Consider the following 17,977-nt stretch of genomic DNA (forward strand, 5'->3'; position numbering starts at 1 on the left):
CACCCGGGCGGGCTGGCGGATCGGGGGTGCCACGCCGGTGGCCGCGCGTTCCGAGGCCTGCTGGGACTTTCCGGTCTGCGCAGGTCGCGGCGTACCGTGGGCGCGCCATGTCCGATGCCGAGCGGTTCGACGCGTTCTACACCGATGCCCGCGAGCGCGTCCTGGTCCAGGCCTTCGCCCTGACCGGCGACCTGCCCGCCTCCCGCGCGGCCGTCCGGGACGCCTTCATCGCCGCCTGGCACCACTGGGCCAAGGTACGACGCCTCGAGGACCCCGAGGCCTGGGTCCGCCCCCACGCCTGGACGCATGCGCAGCGGCGCCACACCGCCCGGATCTGGCACCGCGACAAGTCCCTCGACCCTGAGGTGCGGGCCACCCTCGATGCGCTGGCCAAGCTGCCCGTCAGCGGACGTCGGGCGCTCCTCCTCACGCAGCTGACCACGACCTCCCGGGAGGAGATGGCGCGCGAGGTCGGGCTCCCGCTGGCCGAGGCCGAGCAACGGCTCCAGACCGCGACCACCCAGTTCTCCCTGCACCGCGAGGTGCCGACCACCGCCCTGCGTCCCCTGCTCGACCAGCTGGTCGCGGCCTGTGCCGGCCAGCGCTGGGCCCGGGCCACGATCATCCGCCGCTCCGGCACCACGCGACGCCGTACCCACGCGATGGCCGGCGGCCTGCTGGTCGTCGCGGCGCTCGTCGGCAGTGGCCTCTTCGTGGCGGACGCGAACGGCGTGCGCCCGACGCTGGCCTCGGCGGGCGACCGCCTGACCACGGTGCCACCCGCCGAGGCCGGCGGGAGTGGCGCGCCGCAGACGCCACCGGTGATCACCCCGGCCGCGCTGCTCAGCCGCGCCCAGGTCGGCCACGCCCTCCCCGGACGCACCTGGCGGGTCACCGGCACCGATCCCGGTCAGGGGGCGACTCTCCCGTGCCAGCGGCGCGACTACGCCGACCCCCAGGCCGAGACCACCCTGGTCCGCAACTTCACGTCACGGCGCCAGAAGGGTCACCCGACGATGGCGGCGGTGCAGTCCGTGGAGTACTCCCCCGACACCAGCGGTGCGACGCGCGGCTTCAGCGCCGCGGCCGGCTGGTTCGCGGGCTGCCTGATGCCGCAGACCCAGCTGCTGTCGGTGCATCGGGTGACCGGGGTCGGCGACGAGGCGGAGCAGTACGCGCTCCGCGCCTGGCAGCACCCCGCCGTGACCCTGGTGCTCGGTCTGGCCCGCACCGGGCGGGCCACGACGGTCACCGTCACCCGGACCGGCGGCTCGGCCGGCCCGGACCTGGCGGCCAACCTCCGGCTGCTGGTCACCGCCGTCGACAACCTGTGTACGACGTCGGGGGGCGGCCCCTGCTCCTCCCACCCGCACGCGCACGCCGTACCCGCACCCGCGGCCGGCAGCCCGCCGGCGATGCTCAGCGAGTTCGACCTGCCGCCCGTGGCCGGTGTCCAGCAGCCCTGGGCCGGTACGACGCCGCGCAAGGCGCTCGACAACCTCGCGGCCACCGGCTGCGACTCCAGCAGCTTCTCCGGGCACGGGTGGACCCACGGCGCCACCCGGTCGTTCCTGGCGCCGGGAGCGAAGCTGTCAGCCGAGTTCGGGCTGACCGAGACCGTCGGCGCCCTGCCCACCCCCCAGGCCAAGGCCTTCGTGAGCGGGGTGCGCGGCAAGCTCGCCAGCTGCCCTGACCGCGACCTCGGCACCAAGGTGCAGCGGATCGCCTCGTCGGCCGACCTGGCCGCATGGCGGGTGCGCACCCAGGTCAGCGCCAAGGAGACGGTCACGTTCTTCATGGGGGTCGTGCGGCACGGCGGCGCGGTGGCCCAGGTCGGCTTCGTGCCCGACGGCGCCCACACCATGTCGACCCAGGCCTTCGTGGCCCTGGTGCAGCGGGCCGGCGAGCGCCTCGCGGCGATGCCCTGAGGCTCGCCGCTCGGCCGGCGTCAGCGAGTTGGAGGCGTCAGCCGGCGAGGATCGCGCGCATCAGGTCGGCGGTCTCGGACGGCGTCTTGCCGACCTTGACGCCGACGGCCTCGAGGGCCTCCTTCTTGGCGGCCGCGGTGCCTGACGAGCCGGAGACGATGGCTCCGGCGTGGCCCATGGTCTTGCCCTCGGGAGCGGTGAAGCCGGCGACGTAGCCGACGACCGGCTTGGTCACGTGGTCCTTGATGTAGGCCGCCGCCCGCTCCTCGGCGTCACCGCCGATCTCGCCGATCATCACGATCGCGTCGGTGTCCGGGTCGGCCTCGAAGGCGGCCAGGGCGTCGATGTGGGTGGTGCCGATGATCGGGTCGCCGCCGATGCCGATGCAGGAGGAGAAGCCGAAGTCCCGCAGCTCGTACATCATCTGGTAGGTCAGGGTGCCGGACTTCGAGACCAGGCCCACCCGCCCGGCCTTGGTGATGTCGGCGGGGATGATGCCGGCGTTGGACTTGCCGGGGCTGATCAGTCCGGGGCAGTTGGGGCCGATGATCCGGGTGGAGCCCTTCGCCTCGGCGTACGCACGGAAGTCGGCGGTGTCGTGCACCGGCACGCCCTCGGTGATCACCACCAGCAGGCCGATGCCGGCGTCGATCGCCTCGATGCAGGCGTCCTTGGTGAAGGCGGGCGGCACGAAGACCACCGAGACGTCGGCGCCGGTCTCGGCCATCGCCTCGGCGACCGAGCCGAAGACCGGGACGGCGACGTCGGCGAACTCGACGCTCTGGCCGGCCTTGCGCGGGTTGACGCCACCGACCACCTGGGTGCCCGAGTCGAGCATCCGCTGGGTGTGCTTCATGCCCTCGGAGCCGGTCATGCCCTGGACGACGACCTTGGAGCTCTCGGTCAGGAAGATTGCCATCGTAGAAGTCCTCGTCCTTCTCAGTTGTTCGCGAGCTCGGCGGCCCGGTCGGCCGCACCGTCCATGGTGTCCACGAGCGTCACCAGCGGGTGGTCGGCCTGCTGGAGGATCCGGCGGCCCTCCTCGACGTTGTTGCCGTCGAGGCGGACGACGAGCGGCTTGTTGGCCTCGTCGCCGAGCCGGTGGAGGGCGCCGACGATGCCGTTGGCGACCTCGTCGCAGGCGGTGATGCCGCCGAAGACGTTGACGAACACCGACTTGACCTGCGCGTCGTTCAAGATGATGTCGAGGCCGTTGGCCATCACCTCGGCGGAGGCGCCGCCCCCGATGTCCAGGAAGTTCGCGGGCTTCACGCCGCCGTGCTTCTCCCCGGCGTAGGCGACGACGTCGAGCGTCGACATGACCAGCCCGGCGCCGTTGCCGATGATGCCGACGGCACCGTCGAGCTTGACGTAGTTCAGGCCCTTCTCCTTCGCCGCGAGCTCCAGCGGGTCGGCGTCCTCGGTGACCTCGAACTGCGCGTGGTCCTCGTGCCGGAAGTCGGCGTTGTCGTCGAGGGATACCTTGCCGTCGAGCGCCTCGACGGTGCCGTCGCCCAGCTTCACCAGCGGGTTGACCTCGACCAGGGTGGCGTCCTCCTTGATGAAGACGTCCCAGAGCTTCAGGATCGCGGCCTTGGCGGCCCCGGCCACGTCGGCGTCGAAGCCGGTGGCCGCGACGATCTCGTCGGCCTTGGCGTCGTCGACACCGACCTGCGGGTCGATCGAGATCCGGGCGATCGCGTCCGGGTTCTCGTGCGCCGTGACCTCGATCTCGACCCCGCCCTCGGTGGAGGCGATGCAGAGGTAGTCGCGGTTGGCCCGGTCGACCAGGAACGAGAAGTAGTACTCCTCCGCGATGTCGGCCGCGGGAGCGACCAGCACACGGTGGACGGTGTGTCCCTTGATGTCCATGCCCAGGATCTCGCGCGCCTTGACGACGGCGTCCTGCGGGTCCTGGGCGAGCTTCACGCCACCGGCCTTGCCGCGGCCACCGGTCTGGACCTGGGCCTTGACGACGACCCGGCCGCCCTCGGCCTCGGCCGCGGCCTCGGCGTCCTCGGGCGTGGTGACGACGGTCCCGACCGTCACGGGTACGCCGTGCCTGGCGAACAGCTCCTTGGCCTGGAACTCCATCAGATCCACGATCAACCAACCTCCGTACGACGCCCAGGGTGGGCCTTGGGCACCCTAGTCCCGCTCGCCGCGAGGGGGCCAAGCCGGGTCGGCGTGACCTGGGGCACACGGGGGTCCGCCCACCCGACCCGCAAGCGCGGTCAAGACGGCTGTCGGCGGTCGACCCTAGGTTGGTCCGATGACCCGGGTCGTCTACTTCACCGCCTGCACGCTCGACGGCTTCATCGCCGACGAGCACGACTCGCTCGACTGGCTGTTCGAGGTCCCGCACGGAGCGGACGACGGCAGCTGGGACGCGTTCATCGGCCGGATCCGTCCGATGGTCACCGGCACCACGACGTACCGCTGGATGCTGGACCGGCACTTCACCGAGCACCCCGAGCAGTTCGCCGAGTTCTACGGCGATCGTCCGCTCTGGGTCTTCACCCACCAGGACCTCCCCGGCATCCCCGGCGCGGACGTCCGCTTCGTCTCCGGCGACGTGGCGCGGGTGTACGACGACCTGGTCGCCGCGGCGGACGGTCGCGACATCTGGGTGATCGGCGGCGGCGACCTGGTCGGCCAGTTCGACGACGCCGGGCTGCTCGACGAGGTGCAGCTGGGGCTGACACCGGTGACGCTCGGTGCGGGTCGTCCGCTGCTGCCGCGGCGGATCACCTCGAGCCGGATGCGCTTTCGCGAGGTGCGGCAGTCGGGGCAGCGGGTGCGGGTCGTCCTCGACGTGGACCGGCCCGGCCCGGGTCAGGACTGAGCGGCGAAGGCCTCCGCGACCCAGCCGGTGATCTCGCCGGTCGTCGCGCCGGGGGTGAACACCTTGGCGACCCCGAGCTCCTCGAGCACCGGGATGTCCTCGTCGGGGATGATGCCGCCACCGAAGACCCGGATGTCGTCCGCGTCGCGCTCGGCGAGCAGCTCGAGGAGCCGGCGGAACAGCGTCATGTGCGCCCCGGAGAGCACCGACAGGCCGATCAGGTCGGCGTCCTCCTGGATCGCGGTCTCCACGATCTGCTCCGGGGTCTGGTGGAGCCCGGTGTAGATCACCTCGTGGCCGGCGTCACGCAGCGCCCGGGCCACGATCTTGGCGCCGCGGTCGTGACCGTCCAGACCGGGCTTCGCGACCACGATCCGGATGCGCTGGGAGACGGGGCTGGAGGCCATGCCCGCACCCTAACCGACGTACGACGGGGGTCGACGTAGGGCGCAGGTACCCAGGTTGTTGCGCTTCATGCACCTGATCGGTGCCCTCGGTTTCACCCCCTGTGACCTTTCCGTTATGGTCGGGTTTCGCCTCGATCGACCTGACCTCGTCACGCTGACCACCGGGAGCACACGTATGGGTGACCACCGCGCCGGAGCGGGCGGCAGCCGCATCGCCGCTCCGACCGGCAAGCGCGTCGCCCGTCACGCCAGCGAGCAGGTCCCCGCAGAGCCCTACGTCGGCCGCCGGATCGCCGCCACGGCGCCCGTTCCGCTGCCGGTCCCCGCACCCACGCCGGAGGTGTTCGAGGCCACCGCGACGGTGCCCGTTCCGGTGACCGCGCCGGCTGCGGTGTCCGCGCCAGTGACCGCGCCTGTTGCCGTGACCGCGCCCGTTGCCGTGACCGCGCCCGTTGCCGTGACCGCGCCCGTTGTCGTGACCGCGCCCGTTCCGGTGACCGCCCCGGCGCCGGTCAACCCCGTGACGCCGGTCCCCACGGTCGCGCGCTCCACGTCCCGCACGGCGCCGCGCAGCGCAGGGCGGCGCGTCGCCACCCGTCGTACGGGGTTCCCCAGCCTGTTCTCCGCCCCGGTGCTGATGGGAGTCGCCGTGCTCGGCGTCTCGGTCGCCGGCGCGCTCCAGGCCGTGCACCCGGGCCTGGCCGACAGCGCCGTGCACCACCACCTGACCCCGGCCAGCGCCCTCTCGGGCAGCGGCGCGGTGAGCTCCGCCAGCCTCCTCGGAGGCCGGGCCACGGTGATCAGCCGCGACTCCAACCGGCAGACCCTCTCGCTGGCCAGCGGCAGCAGCCTGCAGGCCGCCGCCGACGCGCAGGCCAAGCAGCGTGACGCCGCACTGTCACAGCTGCGCGGCCTGGCCGAGCAGCAGGCGGCGAAGATCAAGCTGCACCAGTGGGTGCTCCCCGTGCAGCCGGGCGTCTACCAGCTGACCGCCCGCTTCGGTGACTACAGCTCGCTGTGGTCGCACTTCCACACCGGTCTCGACTTCGCGTCGCCGACCGGCACCCCGATCATGGCGGTCGCCGGCGGCACGATCACCGAGGTCGGCTACTCCGGCGCCTACGGCAACCGCACCATCGAGACGCTGCCGGACGGCACCGAGCTGTGGTACTGCCACCAGAACCAGTTCGGCACCTCCGTCGGCGCCACCGTGCGACCCGGCCAGGTGATCGGCTACGTCGGCTCGACCGGCAACGTCACCGGCCCGCACCTGCACCTCGAGGTCCACCCCGGTGGCGGCGACCCGGTCGACCCGTTCACCGCGCTCGAGGTCCACGGCCTGCATCCGTAGCCGGTGGCTACAGCTTCTCCACCGGCGCGTAGCGCAGCAGCAGCCGCTTGACGCCCTCGGACCCGAAGTCGATCGAGGCCACGGCCTTGTCGGCGACTCCCTCGACCGCGACCACGGTGCCCATCCCGAAGGAGTCGTGCAGGACCCGCTCTCCCGGTGCCAGCGACGGCACCGCACGCGCCGGCTTGGACTTCGCGGCGGCGTCGGCCCGGGCGGCCGCGGCAGTGAAGTTGCGGCGCCCGGCGTCCGTCGGCTGACCGAAGCCGGTGGTGCGGGTCAGGTCGGGCCGCTGCCAGTGCACCTGGTCGGCCTCGGTGCGCCGCCAGTCGACCAGCTCGTCGGGCACCTCACCGAGGAAGCGGGAGCCGGGGTTGTGCGCGGGGGCGCCCCAGGCCGAGCGGACGAGGGCCCTGGAGAGGTAGAGGCGCTCGCGGGCGCGGGTGAGGCCGACGTAGGCGAGCCGGCGCTCCTCCTCGAGCTCGCCGCCGTCGTCGAGGCTGCGCGAGTGCGGGAAGACGCCGTCCTCGAGGCCGGTCAGGAAGACGGTGGGGAACTCCAGCCCCTTCGCGGTGTGCAGCGTCATCAGGGTGACCATCCCGCCGTCGTCCTCGCGCGGGGCGTCGGGGATCTGGTCGGTGTCGGCGACCAGGGCGACCCGCTCGAGGAAGTCCGACAGACCGGGCGCGACGATGCCGGCGTCGACGTCGGTCGGGTCGGCGGACGGCCCGGCGATCGGGTCGTCGCTGAACTCCCGGGCGACCGCCACCAGCTCGGCGAGGTTTTCCAGGCGGGTGCCGTCCTGAGGGTCGTCGGAGGCCTCGAGCTCGTCGAGGTAGCCCGACCGGGCCAGCACCGACTCGAGCACGACGTCGGCCCGCTCGCCGGCCTCGACCATCGACTGGAGCTCCTCGACCAGGGCCACGAAGCCCTGGATCGCGGTCAGCGAGCGGGTGGCCAGCCCAGGGGCCTGGTCGGCGTGCCGCAGCCCCTCCCAGAAGGTGATCCGCTCGCGGGCGGCGTACGACGTCACGCACTCGACGGCGCGGTCGCCGATGCCGCGCTTCGGGGTGTTCAGGATCCGGCGCAGCGAGAGCTCGTCGTCGGCGTTGACCAGCATCCGGAGGTAGGCCAGTGCGTCGCGCACCTCGCGCCGCTCGTAGAAGCGCACGCCCCCGACCACGCGGTAGGGCATGCCGAGCCGGACGAAGACCTCCTCGAAGACCCGGGACTGGGCGTTGGTGCGGTAGAAGACGGCGACGTCGCCGGGCCGGGACCCGGCATCGGTCAAGGTGTCGATCTCGCCGGAGACGAAGCGGGCCTCGTCGCGCTCGTCGTCGGCGACGTAGCCGATCAGCATCGCGCCGGCCCCGGCGTCGGACCAGAGGTTCTTCGGCTTGCGGCCCTGGTTGTGCCCGATCACGGCGTTGGCGGCGGTGAGGATGTTCTGCGTCGAGCGGTAGTTCTGCTCGAGCAGGATCGAGGTGGCGTTGGGGAAGTCCTGCTCGAAGTCGAGGATGTTGCGGATGTTGGCGCCGCGGAAGGCGTAGATCGACTGGTCGGCGTCGCCGACCACCATCAGCTCCGCGGGTGGCACCCGGTCGACGGGCACGTCGACCGTGCTCTCCTCCAGCTCGTCGGCGCAGAGCTGGTGGATCAGGGCGTACTGGGCGTGGTTGGTGTCTTGGTACTCGTCGACCAGGACGTGCCGGAACCGCCGGCGGTAGGTCTCGCGCACCTCGGGGAAGGTCGCGAACACCTCGACGGTGAGGGTCAGGATGTCGTCGAAGTCGAGGGCGTTGGCCTCGCGCAGCCGGGCCTGGTAGCGGACGTACGCCGCGGCGTACGCCTCCTCGAACTTGTTGTGGGTGTCCGCGGCGACGTCCTCGGGCGTGCGCAGCTCGTTCTTGTGGGAGGAGACCCAGTGCAGGATCGCGCCCGGCTGGTAGCGCTTGGGGTCGAGATCGAGGTCCTTGACCACCATCGTCATGAGTCGCTTGGAGTCGGCCGCGTCGTAGATCGTGAAGCTGGACTTGTAGCCGAGCTTGTCGATCTCCTTGCGCAGGATGCGGACGCACGCGGAGTGGAAGGTCGAGACCCACATCAGCCGGGCGCGCGGGCCGACCAGCTCCTCGACCCGCTCCTTCATCTCCGCGGCGGCCTTGTTGGTGAAGGTGATCGCCAGGATCGAGCCGGGGTGGGCTCCGCGCTGGGAGACCAGCCAGGCGATCCGGCGGGTGAGCACCCGGGTCTTGCCCGAGCCGGCCCCGGCGACCACGAGCAGCGGCGTGCCCTCGTGGACGACCGCCGCGCGCTGGGGCTCGTTGAGGCCGGCCAGGAGGTCGTCGGCGGAGGGCCGCGGTGGCCGGGCTTGCAGGGTCTCGCTCATCTCGGACCAACCCTACGTGGGTCCACCCCCGGACGATCCCGCCCGGTCACAGGGAGTAGGCGACCCCGATGTCGGCCAGGGTCAGCACCAGGATCAGCCAGTACAGCGCGTCGGGGATCCGGTCCTTACGCACGTTGGCCATCACCAGGACCAGGATCACCAGCCCGATCCCGAACATGACTCCCACCTGGGTGCCGTCGACGTCCTGGTGGCGCGCCTCGAGCACGCCCACGAGCAGCAGGCCGGCCACGAACGTCGTACCGATGCCGTCGCGCATCGGCCCGAGCACCCGCTTGTCCGGCTTGCGCACCTGCACCAGCAACCCGACCAGCAGGGCCAGCACCCCGAGCAGGTGCAGCACCAGGAGCACGACCTGCACGACCTTCATGCCCGCAGCCTAGGGGTCGTACGACGCGCGGCGGGGAGGCGCGGGCCCCAGGGCTACAGGAGCCGGCGGTCGGAGGCCCACCGGGTGAGCTCGTGACGCGAGGACAGCTGGAGCTTGCGCAGCACGCTGGACATGTGGGTCTCGACGGTCTTGATCGAGATGAACAGCTCCTTGGCGACCTCCTTGTAGGCGTAGCCGCGGGCGATCAGGCGCATCACCTCGCGCTCGCGCTCGGTCAGGCGGTCGAGATCCTCGTCGACGGCCGAGATCTCGATGGTGCCCGCGAACGCGTCGAGCACGAAGCCCGCCAGGCGCGGGGAGAACACCGCGTCGCCATCGGCCACCCGCCGGATCGCGTCGACCAGCTCGGGCCCGGTGATGGTCTTGGTGACGTAGCCGCGGGCACCCGAGCGGATCGTCCCGATCACGTCCTCGGCGGCGTCGGAGACGCTGAGGGCCAGGAACTTGGGGCCGTCGGCCGAGCCGGCCGTGGAGAGCCTCCGCATCACCTCGGCGCCGCCGCCACCGGGCAGGTGCACGTCGAGGAGCACGACGTCGGGGCGGTGCGCGAGCACCGCGGCGATCGCCTCGTCGACGTCGGCGGCCTCGCCGATCACCTCCACGGAAGTGCCCAGCTCGGCGCGGACCCCGGCCCGGAACATGGCGTGGTCGTCGACGATCAGGACCCGGGTCAGGGTGTTCATGCGGTCTCCTCGTGTCGGGGCAGTCGCAGCCGGACCTCGGTGCCGGTGCCGGGCGTGGACCTGATCTCGGCGCTGCCGCCGTGCCGGGCCATCCGGTCGACGATGCTGCTGCGGACGCCCTGCCGGTCCGACGGTACGGCGTCCGGGTCGAAGCCCGCGCCGCGGTCGCGGACGAACACCTCGACCTGTCCTGGCCCCACCTCGGCGTAGATGTCGACCAGCCCGCTGCCGGCGTGCTTGGCGGCGTTCGTCACCGCCTCACGGGTCGCCGCGACGATCGGCGCCAGCGCCTCGTCGACCTGGGCCTCGCCGACGGTCACCAGCTCCACGTCGACGCCGTAGCTGTCCTCGACGTCACGGACCACCTCGCGCAGGGCACCGGCCAGGGTGCCGTCGCCGACCGGCGTGGCGTCGAAGAGCCAGGAGCGCAGGTCGCGCTCCTGCGAGCGGGCCAGACGGGACACCGTCGCGTGGTCGGCCGCGTTCTTCTGGATCAGGGCGAGGGTCTGGAGCACCGAGTCGTGCAGGTGGGCGGCGAGGTCGGCCCGCTCCTGGGTCCGGACCCGCTCGGCACGCTCGGCGGCCAGGTCGGTGGTGAGCCGCCAGACCCAGGGGCCGATGGTGATGCCCAGCCCGATGCCGCCCAGGCCCGCCGAGATCAGCACGTCGTACACCTCGGTGACGTGGCCGTTGCGCAGCGCGAAGAGCGCGACCGACCCGGCCACCAGGACCACGCCGGCGCCGACCCGCAGGTAGGCGGCCCAGCCGCCCGAGCCGAAGACGGCCCGCACCGGGTTGAGCCGCTCGGACTGGTCGAGCCAGCGGGCGCGCTGCGCCTCGTCCGCCTGGCGCCACAGCAGGCCGAAGCCGAGCACGGCGAGCACCAGCGGCCAGAACACCAGCCCGTGCCCGAAGATCGCCTCCGCGGTCAGCACCAGGCCGAGCCCCAGGGCGACCAGCGCGATCGCAGGACCCGAGTCGGCCAGCCTCCGGATCCGGCCCGGTCGCCGCCCGCCACGCGAGGCGCTCTCCAGACCCGGCGCCTCGACCTCGAACGGCGAGTCGGCCGGCAGCACCAGCCACAGGCCGGCGTAGAACAGCACGCCGCTGCCCCCGAGCACCGCAGCGACCAGGAACGCCGCGCGCACCCACACCACCGGCACGCCGAGATGGCGGGCGAGCCCGGCGGCCACCCCGCCGATCACCGGCTGCCGGAGGTCACGGGTCGCCCGACGCACGTCGCGCGCCGGCAGGGTGGTCGTCATGGTGCCTCCATGGTCGCAGAGCGCCTGGTCGCGGACCATGCGGACGAACCCCGGCCGACCCCTGACCCGGACCCCGGGGTGGCGGGGCCGGGTCAGGGGGTTCCCCGATGGCGTACGACGTGCCGATGGCGCACCGTGGAGGTATGACCACCACCCCGCCCGACACCTCCCCACCGCAGGGACAGCCCCACGGACCCGGCCCCGACTCCGGCCCCCGGGTCGGCTGGGACGACGTCCGCGACCTCGGCCGGATCCGGCGAACCCGTGACAAGCGGATCGCCGGCGTCGCCGGCGGTCTGGGGCACCACCTCGACATCGACCCGCTGATCGTCCGGGTCGCCTTCGTGGTGCTGTCGTTCTTCGGCGGCGTGGGGCTGCTGCTCTACGTCGCCGGGTGGCTGCTCATCCCCGAGGAGGGGAACGACTGGGCCAAGGTCGCCCTGGACCGGCGCAGCCGCACCGTGGCGCTGGCCCTGGTCACCGGTCTCGGGCTGGTGCTGCTGCTCAGCCACAGCTGGTGGGGCTCCGGCTTCCCGTGGGGCATCCTGATCGTCGCCGGGATCGTCGCCCTGGTGGCGACGCAGCTGCCGGAGCGGCGCCGCCGCGACGACCCGGGCGCCCAGACCGTCGTACCCCCGCAGGGTGCGGTGCCCGCCGACCCCACGGCGTACGTCGTTCCCGCGGCCTCTGTCTCGCCACCCGCCTACGTCGCGCCACCGGTGCAGCCGCGACCCGTCAACCCGCGCAAGCGCGGACCGATCCTGTTCTGGTTCAGCCTGGCCCTGATCACCGTCGCCCTGGGCGCCCTGGCGGTCGTGGACCTCGCCGGCGCCGACGTCGCCCCGTCGGCGTACCCCGCACTGGTGCTCGCCCTGAGCGGGACGATCCTGGTGGTCGGCGCGTTCTTCGGCCGGGCGGGCGGGCTGATCCTGGTCGGCCTGCTGGCGACGTTCGCCACCATCGGCAGCACCGTCGCCGACCGCTGGGACCCGCACCGGCAGGTCGAGCGCCCGGTAGCCGCGGCCGACGTGCAGGGGAGCTACCACCTCGACATGGGCGAGCTCGTCGTCGACCTGACCGACGTGCGCGACCTCGGTGCCCTCGACGGCCGGACCATCGACATCAGCGGGGGGATCGGGCACCTCGACATCCTGGTCCCGGCCGGGATCACCGTGGTGACCCACTCGCAGATCAGCGGGCCCGGCGGGATCACCACCAACGGACAGGACACCGGCGGCGTGAACACCACGGTCGACTGGATCCACCGGGCCGGCTCCCGCGCCCCGACGATCACCATCGACGCCGACCTGCACGTCGGTGCGATCACCTACAGCGCGAGCTAGAGGAGTCATCATGGACGACACGACGGACCAGACGGTCAGCCTGCCGACCACCGCGCCCCACGGCTCAGCCGGCGGCGGCTCGGGCCGCCACCCGGTCAACATCGGGCACCTGGTGATGGGCATCGCCTTCCTCGGGCTGGCGGTGATCTGGGCCCTGATCGAGTCGGGCACCGCCTCGGCCACCGACCTGCGCTGGCTGCTGCCGGTGCCGTGGGTCGCCGCCGGAGCGGTCGGGCTCGCGGCGACCGCGCCGCGGCTGCGCGGCCACCGGGACTGACGGTGGCAGGGTGGAGCCCATGCCACTGCCGCGCCTGGGCTCGCTGGAGTCGCTGCCCGCGCTCTCGCACCCCGACCTGCTCGCCCCGAGCGTCCACGACGCGCTGAGCGCGTGGCCGCACGCCGGTGAGATCGCGGTGGTGGAGATCGACCCCGACTACGCCGACACGGCCGCGATGAGCGAGCGGTACGACGTACCGATGGCCTCGGGCGCCAACTGCGTGGTGGTGATGGGCCGGCGCGACGGCCTCGAGCGGGTCGCGGCGTGCGTCGTGCGCGCGGACACCCGGGCCGACGTGAACAGCCTGGTCAAGCGCACCCTCGACGTCCGCAAGGCGTCGTTCCTGGCGATGGACCGGGCGGTCGGTGAGTCCGGGATGGAGTACGGCGGGATCACCCCCGTCGGGCTCCCGGCCGAGTGGCGGGTGCTGGTCGACGCCGCCTGCCTCGAGCTCGAGGCGGCCGTGATCGGCTCGGGTGTACGCCGTTCCAAGCTGCTGGTGCCGGGGCGGCTGCTCGGGGAGCTGCCCCGCGCCGAGGTGCTGGCCGACCTGGGCCGCTGACGGGCGGAAACCTCCCTCGAAGACACCCTGTCCGACTGGTTTGAACCTCAACCAGCCGGGGGACAGTCCTCTTCGACACCGCAACGCACGGGAGGTCCCCCCATGAGCCTGCACGGAGCCGAGCTCGGCGCCGACCTGGCCCACCTCTACCAGGACGGCGCCGACCTGCTGCCGACCGTCGCCGCCGACTTCGACGCCGCCACGGCCGGCCCCGACGGGATGGCCGAGTACGCCTTCATCCGCGATGCCCAGCTCGGGTTGGGCATCTCCGGCCCCTACGCCGAGATCTCCGGGCTGGCGTCGGCGCTGTCGGAGAAGATCGGCGACGTCGCGACCACGCTCTACGCCCTTGGCCACAACATCGTGGCCACCGCCCAGGACCTCGCCCGCACCGACCAGGCGGCGCGTGATGCCTACCTCACCCAGGGCGGCAAGCTGTGAGCAGCCCGCTGGGCCGGGCCATCGAGGCGATGCACGTCAGCGCGACGACGCCGAACGGCCAGGTCGCCGGCGAGGTCAACGGCTGGTACGACGTCCGGATCACCTGCGCGGCCGGCTACCCCGAGCGGGTCGGTGAGGCCGAGCTCGCGGCCCAGGTGGAGCGGCTCGCCCGGCTGCTGTTCGCGGCCCGGATGGCGACGTACAACCGGCTGGTCGAGGAGCACCTCCCGCAGCCGGTGCTGCCGCTTTCCGACCAGGACCGCGCCTACGAGGAGGACGTCTCCGCCCTGGCCTCGACCGGTGAGTCGTCCGACGGCTCGATCCGGATCTCCGGCGTGGCGATGACCCACTGGACCGTGCACATCCGGCCCGGGCTGGTCGACGGCGTCGGGGGCGAACGCGTGGCGGCGCTGGTGACCGAGGCGGCGAACGCGTTCGTGCGCGACCGGGTCGCCGGCGTGCGCCGGCTGAAGAACCTCCACTACGTGGTCGGCTGAGCGGAGAGCCCGATGAGCGACCTGATCGGCAAGGCCCACGAGATCGTCAAGAAGGCGGTCGAGTGGGACCTCTCCCAGGAGGGGATCTACCCCGACGGGCACGGCGGCTTCGTGATGCCGGGCTACTCCGAGCCGCTGCCTGCCTCGCCCGGCTACTCGATGCCCGGGCAGCCCCCGCCGCCTCCCCCGCCCAGCCCCATCCAGCCGATGATCGACAAGGTGGTGGCGCGGTACGCCGACGTGCCCGGCCTGTTCGAGCCGTTCACGTGGTGCCCGCAGGGAGGCGACTTCGCGACCATGTCGACCGGGATGCTGCCCACCCTGCAGCGGCTGTCGAGCGGGCAGATCGACTCCGACCCGGTCACCCACTCCCCCGTCGTACCGAACCCCCACCTCGACAACGTCGCCACCGTCGCCACCGACGTGGACAACTGGCACGGTGAGGCCGCGAGCAACTTCGTGCGCAACTACCAGTCCCACTTCCGCACGGTGACCGAGAGCCAGTTCATCGCCGCCGCGGTGCTGAAGGGCTGCCTGGAGGCCGAGGACGCGATGTGGCGCGAGGTCGCCGCCAACATCGAGCAGATCGCCGACCGCACCCTCAGCGCGCTCGACAAGATGGACGACACCGGCAAGAACGGCTTCGTCTTCGGCCTGACCGTGGTCGCGGCCGTGGTGGCCACGGTCGTGGTGCTGCCGGCAGGTGCCGCGCTGACCGCGGTCGCGGCCGTCGGCTCGGCCGCCACCATCGCCGCCAGCGGCACCGACCTCGAGTTCAGCGGGGAGTCCGCTCCCGTCGTGGTCGACCACATGCGCGACGCGATCGACCAGCTGAAGAAGCAGATCGTCGACACCGAGACCCGGATCGCCAAGGCCGCCCGCGACATGGGCAACCTGATCGAGAGCTCACCGGTCAACCAGTTCTACCTGAACCGGCCGATGCTCGCCGCCGAGCCGGGCGGCCTCGGCTCCGACCAGGGCTGAGCGTCGCGCAAGGGCGGTGAGTGAGGACCGGTTTGCATGGCTCGAACCGGGCCCACGTCACCGCTGCCCGGCACCCTGCAGTCCCGCGGACGCCCAGCGGTGAGCCAGGACCGGTTGCCCGCGTACATTTCGATCCGCACTCACCGCTGCGCGCGACCCTTGCGACCGTGACAGCGGCTCTGTCAGAGTCGTGGGCGTGAAGATCTCCACGCAGCTGATGTACGCCGGCAACCCCCGCGACGCCGCCGACCAGGTCGTCGCCCTCGAGCAGGCGGGCCTCGACACGATCTGGGTCCCGGAGGCCTACGGCTTCGACTCCCCCACGCTGATGGGCTACCTCGCTGCCAAGACCGAGACCGTCGAGATCGGCAGCGCGATCCTCAACGTCTACTCCCGCACGCCGAGCGCACTGCTCCAGACCGCCGCCGGCCTCGACAACGTCAGCCAGGGCCGGGCGATCATCGGGCTCGGCGCGAGCGGGCCGCAGGTGATCGAGGGCTTCCACGGTGTGCCGTACGACAAGCCGATCGGCCGGACCAAGGAGATCATCGAGCTGATCCGCCGCGGCCTGCGCCGCGAGACGCTCGTCCACGACGGCATCTTCACCCTGCCGCTCCCCGAGGGCCAGGGCACCGGGCTCGGCAAGCCGCTGAAGCTGCTCACCAAGCCCGAGCGCTCCAGCATCCCGCTCTACATCGCCGCGCTCGGCCCCAAGAGCGTCGAGGGCGCCGCGGAGTACGCCGACGGCTGGCTGCCGTTCCTGTTCGTGCCGGAGAAGTCGGGCCAGGTCTGGGGCGACGCCCTCGCCCGCGGCACGGCGAAGCGCCAGGAGGGCCTGGCCCCGCTGGAGATCTGCGCCGGCGGCATGGTCGCGATCGGCGAGGGGCCGGAGACCAAGGCACTGCTGGAGTTCGCCCGCCCGATGGTGGCGCTGTACGTCGGCGGCATGGGCGCGCGCGGGAAGAACTTCTACAACGACCTGATGGTGCAGTACGGCTACGAGCAGGAGGCCAAGGAGATCCAGGACCTCTACCTCGGCGGCAACAAGCGCGACGCCGAGGCCCTGGTGCCCACCGACCTGCTGGAGCTCGGCAACCTGGTCGGCCCGTCGTCGTACGTCAAGGAGCGGGTCGCCGCCTTCGCCGAGGCGGGCGTGACCAACCTCCAGGTGATGCCGGCCTCCGACGACCCCGTCGCCACGATCCGTCAGCTGCGCGAGCTGGTCGACTGACCGACGACGTCGACGAGCCGGTCGAGCACGTCGTTCCAGCCCTGGGTCAGGTCGGTCCCGGCGGCCCGGGAGCCGCAGACGTGGGAGACCTCCACCTGGGTCCCGCCGTCGACAGCGGCGAGGCTGACCTCGACCGGCTCCGCCGCCGCCACCTCTCCGTCGGCCTCCCAGACCCAGGTGAAGGCCAGGCGGTACGGCGGGTCGACCTCGGAGTAGACCCCCGAGACCGTCGCCCCGATCACCGGGCTCTCGATCCGGTAGCCGCCTCCCGGCCGTGCGTCGACGTCGTACGTCGTGCCGGCCAGTTGCGGCCACCACCAGGTGGCCAGCCGCTCGGGCTGCACCCAGGCGGCGAAGACCGTCTCCGGCGGGGCGGCGACGGTGCGGGTGATCGTGATCGTGTGCCCGGTCATGGCACCAGCCTCGCATCCGGGCCTTGCATCCGGGCCTTGCATCCGGGCGCCGACCCGGCCACGGTGGCGGCATGCGGTTCGGCCTCCACCACCCTCGTCGCTTCGAGATCCGCGACCACCTCCGCACCCTCGATCCCGAGCACGACCGGGACGAGATCGCCTGGCTGGTCAGCCGGCACGAGTTCCCGTGGGACTACACCCAGGGCACCGGGATCGCGTTCCTGCGCGACTACGGCATCCCCACGATCTCGGCGCTGCTGGACCGGACCGGCGAGTTCGAGCACGACGGCGTCAAGCGGTACGACGACACCCTGCTGGTCGCCGAGGAGTCCAGCGTCGAGGGGCTCGACTCCGAGCGTGGGCACGCCACCCTGCGCCGGCTCAACCGCATCCACGGTCACTACGACATCCCCAACGACGAGTTCCAGTTCGTGCTGGCGACCACGATCGTCGGCCCGGTCGAGTGGATCCGCGCGTACGGCTGGCGCGACCTCGAGCCGGTCGAGCTCCAGGCCCTGGCCAACCTGACGACCCGCTTCGGCGAGCTGATGGGCATCACCGGCCTGCCCACGACGTACGACGGCTACCTGACCCTGCTGCGCGACTACGAGGCCGACCGCTTCGAGTTCACCGCCGCCAACCGCCGGGTGACCGAGGCGACCCTGCGGATCGCGGCGCAGGTCGCGCCCGCCCCGCTCCGACCCCTGGCCCGCCGGGTGACGATCGCGCTGATGGACGAGCCGCTCCGGGTGGCGCTGGGGATGCCCGAGCAGCCGGCGTGGTTCGTCACCGCGGTGCGCCGCGGGCTCCGGGTCCGGGCCCGACTGCTCCGCCTCGCGCCACCCCGCCGGACGGCGTACCACCACCGCCCGACGACGTACCCGCACGGCTACTCGCTGCGGGACATCGGCCCCGTCTCGATGCTCGAGGACCTCAACCGACGCCCCGCCTGACG

General features: G+C 72.4%; 19 protein-coding genes. 11 read left to right on the forward strand and 8 right to left on the reverse strand.

From position 1 onward, the window contains the following. Positions 1 to 107: 107 nt before the first annotated feature. Complete coding sequence (locus E3N83_RS10550; RefSeq protein WP_151083221.1) at positions 108 to 1,928, forward strand: SigE family RNA polymerase sigma factor; 1,821 nt, start codon at positions 108 to 110, stop codon at positions 1,926 to 1,928. Between the two features lie 37 nt (positions 1,929 to 1,965). Here the strand turns inward: E3N83_RS10550 and sucD are convergent, their stop codons facing one another. Together sucD and sucC are read right to left on the reverse strand one after the other, a co-directional pair. Continuing rightward, positions 1,966 to 2,847, reverse strand: coding sequence for a succinate--CoA ligase subunit alpha (sucD, locus tag E3N83_RS10555; protein ID WP_151083222.1), 882 nt, complete (start codon positions 2,845 to 2,847; stop codon positions 1,966 to 1,968). A gap of 20 nt (positions 2,848 to 2,867) precedes the next feature. Next, complete coding sequence (gene sucC / locus E3N83_RS10560; RefSeq protein WP_151083223.1) at positions 2,868 to 4,031, reverse strand: ADP-forming succinate--CoA ligase subunit beta; 1,164 nt, start codon at positions 4,029 to 4,031, stop codon at positions 2,868 to 2,870. 169 nt (positions 4,032 to 4,200) lie between these two features. Between sucC and E3N83_RS10565 the strand changes: the two genes are divergently transcribed. Next, entirely contained in the window at positions 4,201 to 4,773 is a 573-nt protein-coding gene (locus tag E3N83_RS10565) for a dihydrofolate reductase family protein (RefSeq protein ID WP_151083224.1), read from the forward strand. Here the strand turns inward: E3N83_RS10565 and E3N83_RS10570 are convergent. Then, positions 4,764 to 5,180, reverse strand: coding sequence for a cobalamin B12-binding domain-containing protein (locus tag E3N83_RS10570; protein ID WP_151083225.1), 417 nt, complete (start codon positions 5,178 to 5,180; stop codon positions 4,764 to 4,766). The two genes, E3N83_RS10565 and E3N83_RS10570, sit on opposite strands and share 10 nt — an antisense overlap. A 175-nt stretch (positions 5,181 to 5,355) precedes the next feature. Here E3N83_RS10570 and E3N83_RS19795 point away from each other — a divergent pair, with 175 nt between their 5' ends. Beyond that, a complete protein-coding gene (locus E3N83_RS19795) occupies positions 5,356 to 6,531 on the forward strand; it encodes a M23 family metallopeptidase (protein WP_202879199.1) in 1,176 nt (391 codons plus the stop codon). Positions 6,532 to 6,538: 7 nt separating this feature from the next. Here the strand turns inward: E3N83_RS19795 and pcrA are convergent, their stop codons facing one another. Genes pcrA through E3N83_RS10595 form a run of 4 tightly spaced genes read right to left on the reverse strand, consistent with a single transcriptional unit; the run spans position 6,539 to position 11,274 of the window. After that, positions 6,539 to 8,917: a DNA helicase PcrA gene (gene pcrA / locus E3N83_RS10580; protein ID WP_151083226.1), complete on the reverse strand. Its 2,379-nt coding sequence runs from the start codon at positions 8,915 to 8,917 to the stop codon at positions 6,539 to 6,541. Between the two features lie 46 nt (positions 8,918 to 8,963). Then, on the reverse strand, positions 8,964 to 9,305 hold the full coding sequence (locus E3N83_RS10585) for a hypothetical protein (RefSeq protein ID WP_151083227.1): 342 nt from the start codon (positions 9,303 to 9,305) through the stop codon (positions 8,964 to 8,966). Positions 9,306 to 9,358: 53 nt separating this feature from the next. Next, entirely contained in the window at positions 9,359 to 10,009 is a 651-nt protein-coding gene (locus tag E3N83_RS10590; RefSeq protein ID WP_151083228.1) for a response regulator, read from the reverse strand. Continuing rightward, the gene (locus E3N83_RS10595; protein WP_151083229.1) at positions 10,006 to 11,274 is read right to left on the reverse strand and encodes an ATP-binding protein; all 1,269 of its coding nucleotides are present in this window, start codon (positions 11,272 to 11,274) and stop codon (positions 10,006 to 10,008) included. Before E3N83_RS10595 ends, E3N83_RS10590 begins: the two co-directional genes overlap by 4 nt. A 143-nt stretch (positions 11,275 to 11,417) precedes the next feature. On the opposite strand from E3N83_RS10595, the gene E3N83_RS10600 reads away from it, so the two are divergent. The 7 genes from E3N83_RS10600 to E3N83_RS10630 all read left to right on the forward strand — a co-directional run bounded on the left by E3N83_RS10600 (position 11,418) and on the right by E3N83_RS10630 (position 16,609). After that, entirely contained in the window at positions 11,418 to 12,617 is a 1,200-nt protein-coding gene (locus tag E3N83_RS10600) for a PspC domain-containing protein (RefSeq protein ID WP_191907765.1), read from the forward strand. A gap of 10 nt (positions 12,618 to 12,627) precedes the next feature. Next, positions 12,628 to 12,894: a hypothetical protein gene (locus E3N83_RS10605; protein ID WP_151083231.1), complete on the forward strand. Its 267-nt coding sequence runs from the start codon at positions 12,628 to 12,630 to the stop codon at positions 12,892 to 12,894. Positions 12,895 to 12,913: 19 nt separating this feature from the next. Continuing rightward, positions 12,914 to 13,456 carry a YbaK/EbsC family protein gene (locus E3N83_RS10610; protein WP_151083232.1) on the forward strand — a complete coding sequence of 181 codons (543 nt, stop codon included), beginning with the start codon at positions 12,914 to 12,916 and terminating at the stop codon, positions 13,454 to 13,456. Between the two features lie 102 nt (positions 13,457 to 13,558). Next, a complete protein-coding gene (locus tag E3N83_RS10615) occupies positions 13,559 to 13,897 on the forward strand; it encodes a hypothetical protein (RefSeq protein WP_151083233.1) in 339 nt (112 codons plus the stop codon). Continuing rightward, positions 13,894 to 14,394, forward strand: a complete 501-nt coding sequence (locus tag E3N83_RS10620; RefSeq protein WP_151083234.1) for a hypothetical protein — start codon at positions 13,894 to 13,896, stop codon at positions 14,392 to 14,394. Before E3N83_RS10615 ends, E3N83_RS10620 begins: the two co-directional genes overlap by 4 nt. 12 nt (positions 14,395 to 14,406) lie before the next feature. Then, positions 14,407 to 15,378 (forward strand): hypothetical protein, encoded by a 972-nt coding sequence (locus tag E3N83_RS10625; RefSeq protein WP_151083235.1) that lies wholly within the window; start codon positions 14,407 to 14,409, stop codon positions 15,376 to 15,378. Between the two features lie 196 nt (positions 15,379 to 15,574). Further along, complete coding sequence (locus E3N83_RS10630) at positions 15,575 to 16,609, forward strand: LLM class F420-dependent oxidoreductase (protein ID WP_151083236.1); 1,035 nt, start codon at positions 15,575 to 15,577, stop codon at positions 16,607 to 16,609. Here the strand turns inward: E3N83_RS10630 and E3N83_RS10635 are convergent. Then, positions 16,585 to 17,022, reverse strand: coding sequence for an SRPBCC family protein (locus E3N83_RS10635; protein ID WP_191907766.1), 438 nt, complete (start codon positions 17,020 to 17,022; stop codon positions 16,585 to 16,587). The genes E3N83_RS10630 and E3N83_RS10635 overlap by 25 nt on opposite strands. A 71-nt stretch (positions 17,023 to 17,093) precedes the next feature. Here E3N83_RS10635 and E3N83_RS10640 point away from each other — a divergent pair, with 71 nt between their 5' ends. Further along, complete coding sequence (locus E3N83_RS10640; RefSeq protein ID WP_151083238.1) at positions 17,094 to 17,975, forward strand: oxygenase MpaB family protein; 882 nt, start codon at positions 17,094 to 17,096, stop codon at positions 17,973 to 17,975. Positions 17,976 to 17,977: the final 2 nt, after the last annotated feature.

It is taken from the genome of Nocardioides cynanchi (assembly GCF_008761635.1).
GTDB lineage: Bacteria > Actinomycetota > Actinomycetes > Propionibacteriales > Nocardioidaceae > Nocardioides > Nocardioides cynanchi.